Annotated in this window: 17 protein-coding genes; 8 read left to right on the top strand and 9 right to left on the bottom strand. The window is 31.5% G+C overall.

Annotation, left to right across the window (positions count from 1 at the left end):
- Positions 1-126: 126 nt before the first annotated feature.
- The 3 genes from NHF47_RS00840 (at position 127) to dusB (ending at position 3232) form a co-directional block, all read left to right on the top strand.
- The gene (locus tag NHF47_RS00840) at positions 127-1407 is read left to right on the top strand and encodes a putative DNA modification/repair radical SAM protein (protein ID WP_252766046.1); all 1281 of its coding nucleotides are present in this window, start codon (positions 127-129) and stop codon (positions 1405-1407) included.
- Complete coding sequence (locus NHF47_RS00835) at positions 1388-2143, top strand: TIGR03915 family putative DNA repair protein (RefSeq protein ID WP_308219250.1); 756 nt, start codon at positions 1388-1390, stop codon at positions 2141-2143. Before NHF47_RS00840 ends, NHF47_RS00835 begins: the two co-directional genes overlap by 20 nt.
- A gap of 96 nt (positions 2144-2239) precedes the next feature.
- The gene (dusB, locus tag NHF47_RS00830) at positions 2240-3232 is read left to right on the top strand and encodes a tRNA dihydrouridine synthase DusB (RefSeq protein WP_140997388.1); all 993 of its coding nucleotides are present in this window, start codon (positions 2240-2242) and stop codon (positions 3230-3232) included.
- 134 nt (positions 3233-3366) lie between these two features.
- Here the strand turns inward: dusB and NHF47_RS17235 are convergent, their stop codons facing one another.
- The gene (locus tag NHF47_RS17235) at positions 3367-3495 is read right to left on the bottom strand and encodes a hypothetical protein (RefSeq protein ID WP_256476715.1); all 129 of its coding nucleotides are present in this window, start codon (positions 3493-3495) and stop codon (positions 3367-3369) included.
- 126 nt (positions 3496-3621) lie between these two features.
- Here NHF47_RS17235 and NHF47_RS00825 point away from each other — a divergent pair, with 126 nt between their 5' ends.
- Positions 3622-3960 (top strand): hypothetical protein, encoded by a 339-nt coding sequence (locus NHF47_RS00825; RefSeq protein ID WP_252763142.1) that lies wholly within the window; start codon positions 3622-3624, stop codon positions 3958-3960.
- 50 nt (positions 3961-4010) lie between these two features.
- Positions 4011-4385 carry a hypothetical protein gene (locus NHF47_RS00820; protein ID WP_252763141.1) on the top strand — a complete coding sequence of 125 codons (375 nt, stop codon included), beginning with the start codon at positions 4011-4013 and terminating at the stop codon, positions 4383-4385.
- 97 nt (positions 4386-4482) lie between these two features.
- On the opposite strand, the gene NHF47_RS00815 is transcribed toward NHF47_RS00820, so the two are convergent.
- From NHF47_RS00815 to mvaD, 5 genes are all read right to left on the bottom strand, one after another.
- Positions 4483-4842, bottom strand: a complete 360-nt coding sequence (locus tag NHF47_RS00815; RefSeq protein WP_252763140.1) for a nuclear transport factor 2 family protein — start codon at positions 4840-4842, stop codon at positions 4483-4485.
- A gap of 57 nt (positions 4843-4899) precedes the next feature.
- A complete protein-coding gene (locus NHF47_RS00810) occupies positions 4900-5781 on the bottom strand; it encodes a pseudouridine synthase (RefSeq protein WP_252763139.1) in 882 nt (293 codons plus the stop codon).
- A gap of 88 nt (positions 5782-5869) precedes the next feature.
- Positions 5870-6817, bottom strand: a complete 948-nt coding sequence (locus NHF47_RS00805; RefSeq protein WP_252763138.1) for a geranylgeranylglycerol-phosphate geranylgeranyltransferase — start codon at positions 6815-6817, stop codon at positions 5870-5872.
- 72 nt (positions 6818-6889) lie between these two features.
- On the bottom strand, positions 6890-7828 hold the full coding sequence (locus tag NHF47_RS00800; protein WP_252763137.1) for a mevalonate kinase: 939 nt from the start codon (positions 7826-7828) through the stop codon (positions 6890-6892).
- Between the two features lie 36 nt (positions 7829-7864).
- Positions 7865-8941, bottom strand: a complete 1077-nt coding sequence (mvaD, locus tag NHF47_RS00795; protein WP_252763136.1) for a diphosphomevalonate decarboxylase — start codon at positions 8939-8941, stop codon at positions 7865-7867.
- 81 nt (positions 8942-9022) lie between these two features.
- On the opposite strand from mvaD, the gene NHF47_RS00790 reads away from it, so the two are divergent.
- The 3 genes from NHF47_RS00790 to NHF47_RS00780 all read left to right on the top strand — a co-directional run bounded on the left by NHF47_RS00790 (position 9023) and on the right by NHF47_RS00780 (position 11125).
- Positions 9023-9499, top strand: coding sequence for a TspO/MBR family protein (locus tag NHF47_RS00790; RefSeq protein ID WP_252763135.1), 477 nt, complete (start codon positions 9023-9025; stop codon positions 9497-9499).
- 96 nt (positions 9500-9595) lie between these two features.
- Positions 9596-10528, top strand: coding sequence for an OmpA family protein (locus tag NHF47_RS00785; protein ID WP_252763134.1), 933 nt, complete (start codon positions 9596-9598; stop codon positions 10526-10528).
- A gap of 24 nt (positions 10529-10552) precedes the next feature.
- Entirely contained in the window at positions 10553-11125 is a 573-nt protein-coding gene (locus NHF47_RS00780; protein ID WP_252763133.1) for a hypothetical protein, read from the top strand.
- 33 nt (positions 11126-11158) lie between these two features.
- On the opposite strand, the gene NHF47_RS00775 is transcribed toward NHF47_RS00780, so the two are convergent.
- The 3 genes from NHF47_RS00775 to NHF47_RS00765 all read right to left on the bottom strand — a co-directional run bounded on the left by NHF47_RS00775 (position 11159) and on the right by NHF47_RS00765 (position 14575).
- Positions 11159-12373 (bottom strand): NAD(P)/FAD-dependent oxidoreductase, encoded by a 1215-nt coding sequence (locus NHF47_RS00775; protein ID WP_252763132.1) that lies wholly within the window; start codon positions 12371-12373, stop codon positions 11159-11161.
- Positions 12370-13047 carry a glycerophosphodiester phosphodiesterase family protein gene (locus tag NHF47_RS00770; protein WP_252763131.1) on the bottom strand — a complete coding sequence of 226 codons (678 nt, stop codon included), beginning with the start codon at positions 13045-13047 and terminating at the stop codon, positions 12370-12372. The genes NHF47_RS00775 and NHF47_RS00770 overlap by 4 nt, the downstream gene beginning before the upstream one ends.
- Positions 13048-13129: 82 nt before the next feature.
- Complete coding sequence (locus tag NHF47_RS00765; protein ID WP_252763130.1) at positions 13130-14575, bottom strand: alpha-amylase family glycosyl hydrolase; 1446 nt, start codon at positions 14573-14575, stop codon at positions 13130-13132.
- Between the last annotated feature and the right edge of the window lie 10 nt (positions 14576-14585).

The following is a 14585-nucleotide window of genomic DNA, read 5'->3' as shown; positions in this document are numbered from 1 at the left end:
TTTAACAATCGATGTATTATTAGCAGATTATATATATGCTTAAACAAATGCTAAAGTTTGTTATTTTCTTTTTTAACAGGTATTTTTTTCTTACTTTTATACGAAAATAATCTTATAAACAGTAGAGTGAATTACGATCGAATTAAAGAGAAGTTAGAAATTTTAGCAGATGCCGCCAAGTATGATGTTTCTTGTTCTTCTAGTGGTGGAAATAGAAAAAATAAAGGGAAAGGGTTGGGAAATTCTTCAGCATCTGGAATTTGTCATACCTATACCGAAGATGGAAGATGTGTTTCTTTGTTGAAAATTCTCTTAACTAATTTTTGTATTTACGATTGTGCCTATTGTGTGACTCGAAAAAGTAATGACATTAAAAGAGCCGCTTTTACAGTAGAAGAAGTGGTGGATTTAACCCTTAATTTTTACAGAAGAAATTATATTGAAGGACTCTTTTTAAGTTCGGGAATTTTTAAAGATGCCGATTATACTATGGAACGTTTGGTTCGTGTGGCAAAAAAGTTACGATTGGAGCATAATTTCAATGGCTACATCCATTTAAAAACTATTCCAGGAGCAAGTGACGAATTAATGCGCGAAGCAGGTTGGTATGCCGATAGATTGAGTGTGAATTTGGAAATTCCAACTGAGTCTGGTTTGAAATTATTAGCACCTGATAAAAATCATCAACAGATGATTCAACCTATGGGGTTTGTGAAAAATGAGATTATGGTCTATAAAGACGAAAAAAAGAAATTCAAATCGACACCTAAATTTGCTCCTGCGGGGCAAAGTTCGCAATTAATTGTTGGTGCTACAAAAGAGACTGATTTTCAAATTATAAAAGTGGCTGATCATTTTTACAATAACTTTAATTTAAAAAGAGTGTATTACTCGGGTTATGTTCCTGTGTCCAATGACTCTCGATTACCTGCTTTAGGTACAGAGGTTCCAATGGTAAGAGAAAATCGTTTGTATCAAGCGGATTGGTTGATGCGATTTTACGGTTTTAAAGCGGACGAAATAGTCAATCAAAACCAGCCTTTTCTTGACTTAGAAGTGGATCCAAAATTAGGATGGGCACTGCGAAATATTCATCAATTTCCAGTTAATATTCAGTATGATTCTCTTGAAATGATTTTGCGTGTGCCTGGAATTGGAGTAAAATCGGCTTATAAAATTGTGCAGGGTAGACGCTTTCAGCAGTTAACATTGGAACATATAAAAAAAATGGGAGTCGCTACCAATCGCGCCAAATATTTTATTAGTGTGGCTCATTCTAATAAGCATTTGCAATTTTTAGATAGTTTGCATTTAAAAAATGTCATTTTAAATGGAACAAAAAGTAAGTTTGAAAAACAATTTAGTTCCCAATTGTCTTTGTTAAATGATGTCTCTTTTATACGATAATAGTTTTGAAGGACTACTTACAGCAGTTTTCGAAATTTATGAATACAAATTTACTGATGTAAAAATAGTTAGCAAGCATAGTGTTCAAAATGTTCTTTTTGGTGAAAATAGCATGGTAATTACGAATACTGAAAAAGCAGATCGCGTGATGTTACGCTTAGAAAAGCAATTAGGTGCAAGCGCAATCAAACAGTTGTTGTATGTATTTGCCTCTGAAAATGAAGATAGGGAAACTATTATTAGTCAAATTATTTTTTATGCCATTGCTAATCCTTCTGACAATATTTTAAATGATTATTCTAATCCTTTCGTGTTACAATTATCAAAATGGGTAAAAAGCGTGGGTAGAGAAAAACATCGAATGGAAGCTTTTGTGCGTTTTGAGCTATTAAAAGACGCTATTTATTTTGCAACAATCCGACCCGATTATGACGTATTGCCTTTAATTATTAAGCATTTTAAAGAAAGATATCAAGATCAAAAATGGTTAATTTATGATGAAAAGAGACAATACGGAATTTTTTATGATTTGAATGAAGTGACAGTGGTTACTTTGCCAGATAAAAAGATGGTGTCAAAAAATAAAGAAGTTATTTGGCATGAAGAAGAAATCAATTATCAAAATTTATGGAAAGAGTATTTTGATCATACCAATATTAAAGAACGAAAAAACACAAAATTACATTTGCAACATGTTCCTAAGCGATATTGGCGCTATTTAACAGAAAAGAGATAATGTTATTTTGGTTTTAAAGTGTTCAAAGCTTGAATTTTAGCTCAACAATCTATGTTTTTTAAAAAAAACTTACCTTTGCAAAAAAAATAAAAGATTATGCCTAAAATTGGCAACATAGAATTACCTGATTTTCCTCTTTTATTGGCTCCAATGGAAGACGTGAGTGATCCTCCTTTTCGTCGCTTGTGTAAATTACACGGTGCAGATTTAATGTATTCTGAATTTATTTCTTCGGAAGGATTGATTCGCGATGCAATTAAAAGTCGTCAGAAATTAGATATTTTTGACTACGAGAGACCTGTAGGAATTCAGATTTTTGGAGGAGATGAAGAAGCCATGGCCATGAGTGCTAAAATTGTTGAGACAGTGCAGCCAGATTTAGTCGATATTAATTTTGGATGTCCTGTTAAAAAAGTGGTTTCTAAAGGTGCTGGTGCTGGAGTATTGAAAGATGTGGATTTGATGGTACGCTTAACAAAAGCAGTCATAAAAAGTACTTCGTTACCAGTTACAGTTAAAACACGATTAGGTTGGGATGAAGATTCTATCAATATTGATGAAGTAGCGGAGCGTTTACAAGATATTGGTGTGCAAGCCTTAACGGTTCATGGAAGAACGCGTGCACAAATGTATAAAGGTCATTCCGATTGGTCTCATATTGCTCGAGTAAAAAATAATCCTAGAATAACGATGCCTGTTTTTGGTAATGGTGATATCGATTCTCCTGAAAAAGCATTGGAATATAGAGATAAATACGGTTTGGATGGAATTATGATAGGGCGTGCAGCTATTGGGTATCCTTGGATTTTTAATGAAATCAAGCATTTTTTTAAAACGGGTGAACATTTACCAGTTCCTAGCATGAAAGACCGTATTGAAGCTGCTCGCAATCATTTGATTTGGTCTGTAGAATGGAAAAATGAAAGAGTAGGTGTGGTTGAAATGCGCAGACATTACACTAACTATTTTAAAGGGATTCATGGATTTAAAGAATACAAACAAAAATTAGTTACTACAGATGATTTGCATCAATTATTAGATGTGTTTACAGAAATTGAGCAGGTATTTGGAGACTATCAATTTGCATAAATAGCTTTTTTTCTTCAAAATTAGTGTACAAAAAGAGCACTTTATTCGATTTTAACCTTATAAAATCAAATAAAGTGCTCTTTTTTTTTGAAAATTTTCTTTTTTTAAAAGAAGATTTAGATTTTTAACTTCTATTAGCTAAAAATATTTTTAAAAAATCCTCTTTTCTTAGTCATAGCGCCATTTTCAGTAGAATATTTTCTAAATTCTACTAATGCTTTTTGTAGGTCTTTGTTTAGTTTTTTTAGGTTCTTTGTTTTCATAATTATAGTTTTTCTGTAATGGAATACTGATATTTTAACTTTTTTGTGAAGTAAATTTAGTATATTTTTGTTAAAACTCTAAATATATTTAATAAAAAAACTAACACAAATCAAAACTAAGTATTTATGAGCAGTAGACCAACCAAACAAGATTTAAAAAACATGATTGCAGACGCAGGTGTAGAAAATGTTCTTCTATTTGATATTGATGGAGATTTAATTGAATCCACAGAATTTGAATATGATGGAAATTTTGCGGCCATGTCTGGAATGATTGCAACCATGTGTAAAGAGACAATTATAGATCTCGAATATGGTGAAATGGATAAAATTACCATACATGCAGATAAAGGTTTGGTAGTAATCAATAAATTTAATAAAGATTATTATTTAGCCTCCTTTTCAAAAGATGGTTCCAAACTGGGTCTTATTATGAAAACCATGGACACTATTATTAATAAATAGTATTATTTACCAAAAGAATTCAACCAATATAAACTAAATAACAAGAATTTATGTCAGATTTTTTAACCACATTCGTAGAGGATTTAAAAGCCAATGTAGCGGGTTTTATTGCAGTAGCTGTAACAGAAGTTAAAACAGGTATGTCTTACAAATCATTATCTGTAAACTCCTCTTTTGATCCAGAATTAGCTTCCGCTTATAATTTAGAAGTTGTAAAAGCAAAAATGACAGCAATTAAAGCATTAGGATTGAAAGAAAATATTGAAGATATTATGATTACTTTGAGTAACCAAATTCATATTATCAGTATTTCTGAAAATGGAGAGTATTTTATCTATTTAGCTGTTGATAGTAGTAAGGCTAATTTAGGAATGAGTAGAGCTATTCTAAAAAGATATAGTAAAGAAATTGCTTCAAAAATGTAAAAAACTACTTTTTTTAATATTTGAAATCTTAGCTGTTCAGTGATTCAGCTAAGATTTTTATACTAAAAATAACTACTGCATGCTTTTAAAACGGCTTTTAACCATGATATACTCTGGAAAAAATAATTTTATCCTCTTTAATTTCTAAAACTTCAGCTATAGCAATATCTTCTTCATTGTCAACTTGACGAATGTATTCCATAAATACACGATCCGAATTTGCAGTTAAAGAAGTTACTTTGTAGTATAAGGAAGGAAGCCTTTCAAAAGCTTCTTGCCACCAACTTCGTAAAGCTTCTTTGCCTTCAATTAACCCGTTAGTTTCGGGTTGGCGTATTTTTAATTTCGGACTATAATGTTGGGCATCTTCATCATATAAGTCGAGTAGTTTTTCAAGATCTTTTGCATTGAATGCTTCAAACCATCGAATGGCTATTTGTTGGAGTTGATTAGACATGTCTATAGAAAATAAAACCATGAATTTTTTAGCTTTTCATGGTTTTTGGTATTTAGATTATGAATTCTTTAAATTTATTATTTCTTGATCCGTTAGGAATCTCCATTGGCCACGAGCCAGATTTTTTTTGGTTAAACCAGCAAAAGTAACACGGTCTAATTTGATGACATTGTAATTAAAATATTCAAATATTTTACGTACTATTTTTACATTGGCAGTTTTCATTTTAACACCAACTTCACTTTTAGGTTCGTTCTCGATATACGTAACTTCTTCTACGTAAATTCGATAATCATCTATAGTAATTCCTTTGGCAATTTTTTCTAAATCTTCGTATTTTAAATTTTTATCTAAGCTAACTTGATACAATTTTGAGGAACGTTGATTTGGAGTGGTAAATTTGCGAATCATATCGGTATCATTCGTAAATAATAATAACCCAGTTGTGGTCTTGTCCATTCTACCTACAGGTTGAATTTTTGCTTTTGTAGCATTACGCACTAAATCCAATACATTTCCATCGCCTTTAACATCATCACCTACAGTAGAAAAGTTTTTAGGCTTGTTTAATAAAATATATTCTTTTTTTTCAGGTGTGATGGTTGCACCGTCAAATACGATTACATCAGATAGTTTTACTTTGTAGCCCATTTCGGTTACTACTTCTCCATTAACTTTAACATTTCCGCTTTGAATATAAATATCAGCTTCTCTACGACTGCACATTCCAGAGTTAGCAATATATTTGTTTAAGCGCATTTCATCAGAATTGGATGCTGTCTTAGGTGTTTTGTTGTTTTTATTTTCTTCTGGTTTGGCTGTAAACTTAGAAGGTGTTTTTTTTATTGGAGCTTTTCCTCTTGAGTTACTCGTTTTTTTAAAACCACCTTGTCTTCCTGATCCAGGTTTGCTTTTATCATTGCCTTGGTGACGTGACATAATATTTCTGTATTTTTTGCAAAGATATAACTAATATATGGATTCGCGTATTTTTATTCGCAAATACAATTCGTTTATCTAGAAGCGATTAAATAAAATTTAAAATTAGCTGATGGTATTCTTGTGTTAATAGTTTTTGTCCGTGAATAAGTACAGAAGGGTCAATTAAAACAATACAAAATACACCCGATACAATAATGAATTTTAATAAAAAATGGAGTTTTAGAAAATCAGCTTTGCTTTCAGATTTCCACAATTGGATAAAAAAATAGATTAACAATAATAAGCTACAATAAAAATAAATATCCATATAACCTACATCATATATATCAGTTAAAAAATAGACAGGAAGTAAGGTTGCAATGGTTAATATTGAAATAATAATTTTTGCTGTTTTTTCATTAAATAGAACTGGAATGGTCTTGTATTCGTTAACCAAATCACCTTCAATGTTTTCTAAATCTTTTATCAGTTCACGTATAAGGATTAATAAGAACAGAAAAGTAGCATGTGCAAAAATAACATGGTAAAAGTTTTTATAATACATTAAAATGCCAAAAAAAGGTAATACTGCCAAAATAGCTGCAGTTAAATTTCCAATTATGGGGTATTTTTTTAATTTATGAGAATAAAACCAAATTAAGAAAATATAACTAGAAAAAAATAAAATGGCTTTCCAAGAGATAAAACTAACTAAAGTTACAATCAAAAAATTTAAGACAAAATAGACTTTTAATTTGGTTGATTGACTTACCAAGCGATCAATCATCGCTTTACGTGGGCGATTGATCAAATCTTTTTTAGCATCGTAAAAGTTATTGATAATGTATCCTGATGCAATGGTTAATGAAGAAGCAAAAACAATTAAAAATAATCTCCAATCTAATATGATTTTTAGCGCACTTCTTTCTGGAGCTAAAATAAAAATAGCGGATAAGTATTGTGCTAAGACGATGACCCAAATATTATAACCTCTAATAACAGAAAAGAAACTGAAAATTTTAGTGATTAATAATTTAGATTTACGACTTAGCATAGGGGCGTTTAAAAAGTTTAAAAAAAAGTAACTGTCAAAAGCGCAATTTGCTTTTATTGAAAGTACTAGGGGTTAAAAATTATAAACTACTTCTAATTTGTAATCTTTAAGCGAAGCTTTTGCTTTTTCTAAATCTTCTGTAAAACCAAGAATATAACCACCACCGCCTGAACCACATAATTTTAAATAGTAATCATTGGTCTCAATACCATGTTGCCAAATTTGATGAAACTGCTCAGGTATCATAGGTTTAAAATGATTTAAAACTACTTTAGAAAGCTTTTTGGTGTTGCTAAACAAGGATTTAATATCTCCATGTAAAAAATTCTCCACACAAGCATCTGTGTATTTAATAAATTGTGATTTTAACATTTTACGAAATCCATTGTCTTTTAAGTTTTCCATAAAAATGCTAACCATTGGAGCGGTTTCGCCTACAATTCCAGAATCAATTAAGAACACGGCTCCTTTTCCTTGTGTACTTTGACTTGGAATGCCAGTTGGTTCTATATTGTCTTTGGAATTAATTAAAATGGGTAAACTTAAATAACTATTTAAAGGGTCTAAGCCAGAACTCTTACCGTGAAAGAAAGATTCCATTTGAGAGAAAATTGCTTTTAACTGTAAAAGTTTATCTCGTGTTAAATTCTCTAAAACGGTAATTTTATCAAACGCATATTTATCGTAAATAGCGGCTACTAAAGCACCACTACTTCCAACGCCATATCCCTGTGGAATACTAGAATCAAAATACATTCCGTTAGCAATGTCTTGTTTTAATTGTTCTAAATTAAAACGGACTAATTCAGGTTGGGAAACTTGTAAAGTAGCTAAGTAGTCTGCAAATTTTTGTAAACTTTTATTGGAAGCTATTGCTTCAACAGAAGGATTTTCAGCTGTTTTTAAAGCTCCTTTATAGAAATTGTAAGGAATAGAAAGTCCTTTAGAGTCTTGAATAATTCCATATTCACCAAAGAGCAATATTTTCGAATAAAATAACGGTCCTTTCATAGCGATTTACAAATTGTATTACGTAAAGATACTAAATTAAATTGATTTTGCACCACTGCCAATTTGATCGCAAATATACTGACCATTTTGACAATAGGCAACTAATTCATTCTTAATAAATTCTAAAACTTTTTGAGTTGTATTTTCAGGATATAAAAGATGAACATTCGCTCCAGCGTCTAAAGTAAAACAAACAGGAATTTTGGTTTCTTTTCTGAATTTCCAAATTCGATTAATGATTTCTAAGGTGTTGGGTTTCATTAGAATAAAATAAGGCATAGAGGTCATCATCATAGCGTGTAAAGTTAAAGCTTCACTTTCCACTACTTCAATAAATTTGTCTAAATCTCCTGAAGACAGAATAGCTTTCATTTTTGATAAATTTTCATGAGCTTGCTCAAATCTTTTAGTAGCATATGGATGATCATGCATTAAATCATGACCGACAGTACTTGAAACTTGTTTTTCGCCTTTGTCTACCAATAAAATTGTGTCTTGATAGTTTTTGAAATTATCGTGTATTGATTCAAATGCAACACCAAATAAATCAGAACTTGTAATGGTTTCTTGATGGTTTCCCCAAATAACCACTTCTCCTTTAACGCTTCTACAAGCACTGCCACTACCTAACCTTGCTAAAAACGAAGCTTTTTGGTAAAAATATTCTTCTGTTAATGAAGGGTTTATCGTTTTTTCTAAGCTCATAAAATTCATGGCTAAAGCAGCCATTCCTGATGCAGAAGAAGCAATTCCAGAACTGTGAGGAAACGTGTTCTGAGTATTTATGGTTAGATGATATTCTTTTAGAAAAGGGCAATAAACTGCTATTCGTTCTAAAAATTTTTGAATTTTTGGTTTAAAATCTTCTTTGGGTTGGCCTTCAAAAAGTAAATCAAATGAAAAAGCATCCTGATTTTCTTTTCTTTTCACTGAAAGTTCCGTCATCGTTTTACAATGATTCAATGTAAAACTAATTGAAGGATTTGCTGGAATTTGATGTTCTTTCTTACCCCAATATTTTACCAAGGCAATATTGCTTGGGGCACTCCACTTAAAATGAGCGCTGTCAATAGATGTGTATTGGGAACTTATAAAATCTTTTTCAGATAACATACTAGAAAATTTGAGCAAAAATACCAATTTTGATTTATTTGTTTGAGAGTTTATTCGTTAATTTGTCTAAAAAGTAGTGTTATGTCAAAGTATCTAAAAATTATCCTTGTTGTTAGTGTTTGTTTGTTAGTTGGCTATTTGTCGAGTTTTGTAACTAAAGAGGGTGTAATAACGTGGTATCCTACTTTGAAAAAACCTTTTTTTAACCCTCCAAATTGGATTTTCGCACCTGTTTGGAGTCTGCTTTATATTTGTATGGGAATAGCCGGTGGTTTGGTTTGGAATGAATTCGATAAAGATAAGGAACTGGTAAAAAAAGCACTTTTCTTTTTTGTTGCCCAGTTGTTACTAAATGCATTTTGGTCGTATTTATTTTTTGGATTGCATAATATTTTACTAGCACTTATTGAAATTGTTTTGCTTTGGCTAATTATTTTTGAAACCTATTTGCTTTTCAAAAAAATAAATAAAACAGCAGCTGTCTTATTTATTCCTTATTTGGCATGGGTGGCATTTGCAACTGTTTTAACTATTTCTATTTATATTCTTAATTTTTAGTATTTATATTTTATAAATTCATTATTTTTTTAAAATAATAAGTTGTTTTTTTGTTAAATTTTTATATTTTTGAAAGTATTCAAAAAAATAAAGCGTATGTCTAAAAAAATACCTTATTATTTCGGAATTATCATCACCATGTTATTAGGTTCATGGTTGTATGTCATGTATTGTTGTCCGTGTTGTTCAGAGGAAACAATACCCACAAAGCCGGAGACTACGATTAGCAATGTGAATACAAAGAAGACAACTTTAACTGAATCCAATCCGTTTGCCTTTCATTTTTCTACACCAGATATCACTTATTCTTGTATAGATAATTTTAATTTTAAAAGTTCCAATTTTGCTCTTTTATTACCCATTGCAGATTCATTAGGTTTAGGAATAGCTTTGATGAAAGAAGCGGTTGAAAAAGGAGAAGGAAAATTAAAACTTTTTGGTTTATATCAAGATAATGAATCCAATACATCTATTTTTCCCAATTTAGGTTTAGCGAGAGCAAATGCCGTTAAGAATTATTTAGTGAGTCAAGGTATTGCAGAAAAGAATATTGAAATTTCTGAATTAGTAGAAGAAAATTTAAATTTTGATAATGATACCGTGTTTGGAGCGATGCGTTTTGAATGGATACCTAACAAAATACTTGGAAATGCTACTAAAAATTGGGCAGAAATAAAAAAGAATAGTAAGGCTAATCCATTAACTTTATATTTCGAAACAGGTCAATCTACTATTTCTTTAACTCAACAGCAGAAAAAACAATTTGCTGAAATAGTAGACTATATTAATCATGTTGAAGGCGCTAAAATTAGTATTACGGGTCATTCAGATAATGATCCTGGTGTGAGGCATACGAATCAATATTATTCGGAACAACGCGCTCAATTTGCCAAAGCCTATTTTGTATCCAATGGAATTCCCGAAAATAAAATTGAAGTTTCTGGAAAAGGAGAATTACAGCCTATAGCTGATAATAGTACGGAAGTAGGTAGAGCTAAAAATAGAAGAACCGAAATTACTATCAAATAAAACAATCAACTAAACTATACTACTATGAATTTACCTTGTTTTTTAATTCCCGCTTTAGTCGGACTTATCTGTGGGGTTCTAGGATATTTACTAGGCAAAATGGCTTCAGATACTGGAACTACGGATGTAGATTCGTTACAAGACGATTTAGATAGTTGCAACCGTATGAATTCACAATTGCGATTGGATATGGAAAAACTGCGTCTACAATTGAATGAGCAAAATAAATCAAAAGCAAGTTTCGTTACTGAAACTATAGTGTCTTCAGATATAACTAAGCCAGTAGAACCTATTGTTTTTGATGGGGCTTCAGTTAAAGCCATTTTTGGTAAGAAGGTGAATGAAAATGATTTAAAAATAATAGAGGGAATTGGTCCAAAAATTGAAGAACTTTTCAAAACTTCTGGAATATTAACATGGAAAGCATTGTCTGAGACATCAGTGGATAGATGCCGAGAAATTTTAAATAAAGCTGGTGAACGTTTTCAAATTCATGATCCAGGGACTTGGCCTAGACAAGCAAAATTGTGTTACGAAGGGAAATGGCAAGAATTGAAAGATTGGCAAACGACATTAGATGGCGGAAGAGAAAAATAAAACAATAAAAGACCAGTTTTAAACTGGTCTTTTTTATTGTTTTAATGCCTCACTAATTAAAAATCCTCCTGTCCATGCGTTTTGGAAATTAAAACCGCCTGTTATAGCATCAATATTAACAATTTCTCCAGCCAAATATAAGTTTGGAAGTACTTTACTTTCCATGGTTTTGAAATTAATTTCTTTTAAATCAATCCCTCCAGCAGTTACAAATTCTTCTTTAAAGGTACTTTTGCCATTTACTTGAAAGCAGCCATTAGTGAGCTGATCCGCTAATGCAATTATTTGTTTTTTAGAAATATCAGCCCATTTTAATTCTGAATGAATTCCTGCTGCGATGATAAAGCTTTCCCACAATCGTTTTGGAAAATCAAAAGGACAAAAGGTCGTTATTTGTTTTTTGCTGTTTTGAAGTTTTATTTCTTGTAAAATTTCAATGCTTTCCTCAAATGAAATATCGTTTAACCAGTTTACTTGTAATATAAATTGGTAATTTTTCTCAGATAATATTCGAGCGCCCCAAGCTGATAATCGAAGTATTCCAGGACCGCTCATTCCCCAATGCGTAATTAATAATGGTCCGGAAGCCTTTAAATTCGTTCCTTTTACTTTTACTGTTGCCAAAGCGGAAAGTCCCATTAAATCTTTTATTCTAGGGTCTTTAATGTTAAAGGTGAATAAAGAAGGAACAGGTGGAACAATGGTGTGTCCTAATTGTTGCATTATATCCCAAATTTTTGGATTGCTTCCGGTTGTTAGTATTGCTTTTTTGCATATAAACGTATCCGAGTTGGTTTCAATTTTCCAGCCTTCTTCTTTTTGAAAAAGAGATTGTACACTTTGAAGTGTGAGAATGTCTATTTTTAATTTTTGGGTAGCCAATAAAAAACAGTCAATAATGGTTTGAGAGGAATCTGATTCAGGAAACATTCTACCATCTTCTTCTATTTTTAAAGGAACACCATGATTTGCAAACCATTCGATGGTGTCTCCCGAACAAAATTGATGAAAAGGGCCTTTTAATTCACGTTCTCCTCTAGGGTAAAATTTTACTAACTCATTTGGAATAAAACAAGCATGCGTAACATTACATCTTCCGCCACCAGAGACTCTTACCTTGGATAACACTTCTTTGCCACGCTCTAAAATAGCAATTTTATAATTTTTATTTTTTTCTGCGATATTAATTGCCGTAAAAAAGCCAGCTGCTCCACCACCAACAATTATGATGTCGTATTTTGTATTCATATTCTGTCTGGAAAGTCGGAAATGATTCCGTCAATGGTAAATCGTTTTACATGTTCAATATCAATGGGGTCATTTACTGTCCATGTATTTATTTTTAAATCATTCGCCTTTGCATAATTACAATTATCCATTGTTAAAAGTGAAAAGTGAGGATGAATATAGCTAGCTTGAAATTTTTTGGCCCATTCTACAGCTTGTTCTACACTAGCTTGTGTTAACACAGCTAAAGGGATTTTTGAATTTAAATTACTAAATGTTTCTAATTCTTCATATTGAAAACTAGAAACTATAAAATCAGAATAGTGCCACGATTTGTTCTGAACAAATTCTTCCACTACTAAAGCTGTTGCTTCCGCGGTGTGATGTCCTTTTAATTCAATATTTACATTGCATTTTCGGTCTATTAGATCTAAAGTTTCAATTAATGTTGGAATACGAAATCTACTTACAATTTGGAGTTGTTGTAATTGTTCCCAAGTGAATTTTGAAATTTCACCTTGGCCATTGGTCAATCTTTCTAAAGTAAAATCATGAAAAACAATTAATTCTCCACTCGCACATTGATGCACGTCTAACTCAATAGCATCTACACCTAGATCAATTGCTTTTTGAAAGGATTCTAATGTGTTTTCTGTAAGGTGACCTTTGGCACCACGATGGCCTATCTTTTGCATACTCAAATATATGAAAAAGCGCGAATCTAAAAGTGAAGATTCGCGCAATTCAAACAAACAAACAGGTAAACATGAACCTGTACTACTGCAAAATTACAAATTTCCAAGGTTTCAATTCTATATTTTTATTTTTATTTAACGAAAAATCATCATTTGTAAGTAAATTCTTGAATTTTCCTTCTAAATCTACAGTGAAAATTTGATTATTTTTAGATAAATTGGCTATAAAAATAACTTTCTCACCATTCTTTTCTCTTTCGAAGACTAAAACATTTTGATTATTAGAGGTTGAAATTCTTTTATAAGCCGCTTTGTTTTTACCTCCGTTTAATGCTAATTGATTCACCTTTAAAGCACCCATTTTTTTGAAAATATCCCAATTTTTTCCCTTTGTCTTTGGAATAGAATCTTTTTCAAAAAATTTCAAACGATGCTCTAAATCATATTCGTCCCCACTATAAATCAAAGGCATTCCAGGAGTCATATAGGATAGTGCGATCATTACTTCTGAAGCATCACCTAATCTTTCCTGAATGGTTCCATTCCAAGAATTTTCATCATGATTGTCTACAAAATTCATTAAAATGTCGTCCGCTTCATATTCTTTTATTCTTTTATCCATGAAGCTGTCCCAGTTTTGTACATTTTCTTTTCCTTGTGCTATTTTATTCATTGTATGGTGTCCTTCCCAAGAATAACACATATCAAAAAGATTGCCTTTTAATAATTCCGGTTCCCAAGCTTCTGCTAACATGAAAATGTTTTTTTCTTTTCGTAAAGCAGGAATGGCTTGTTGCCAAAAATCAGTAGGAACATTGCCAGCAACATCACAACGAAAACCATCTATATTTTCATTTTTAATCCAATGTAACATGTCGTTGGTCATTGTTTTACGAAGCTCTTGATTGTCATAATTTAAGTCGGCCACATCAGTCCAGCCCCAAGTTTCTCCTGTTTCTGGATTTATAGGGTCTATAATTTCACCTTTTTCATTTTGAGTGTAAAATTCTGGATGTTCTTTAATCCAAACATGGTCCCAACCCGTATGATTGGGAACCCAGTCAAGAATTACATACATGCCATTTTTATGTGCTGTAGTTACTAGATTTCGTAAATCTTCAATAGTTCCAAATTCTGGATTTACTTTCTTGAAATCTGAAACAGCATAATAACTGCCCAAATATTTTGCTTGTTCTGCTTCTGGCATTTCGGAAGCAAATTTGCTGTTTTCTCCACCAGTTGCTTTTCTTTTCGTTTCCGAAATAGGGAAAATAGGCATTAACCAAATAATTTTAACACCCAATTCTTTTAATTGAGGAATGTCTTTGGTAAATGCATTAAAAGTACCTTCTTCAGAATACTGACGAATATTGGCTTCATATATGATAGCATTTTCTGTCATTTCTGGAGAAAATTCAGCGATTTCCTTTTTGGTATTAGCCATTGGGTCACTAATTGTTTCTTTTTTGTCTTCTTTACAACTCCATAATGAGATCAAAATGGTTAAGGCTACAATTGTTTTTTTCATAAGTTCTATT

Origin of the sequence: Flavobacterium sp. NRK F7, from assembly GCF_024054195.1 — a bacterium.
Taxonomy (GTDB): Bacteria; Bacteroidota; Bacteroidia; order Flavobacteriales; family Flavobacteriaceae; genus Flavobacterium.
This window is presented reverse-complemented; position numbering and strand designations above follow the sequence as displayed.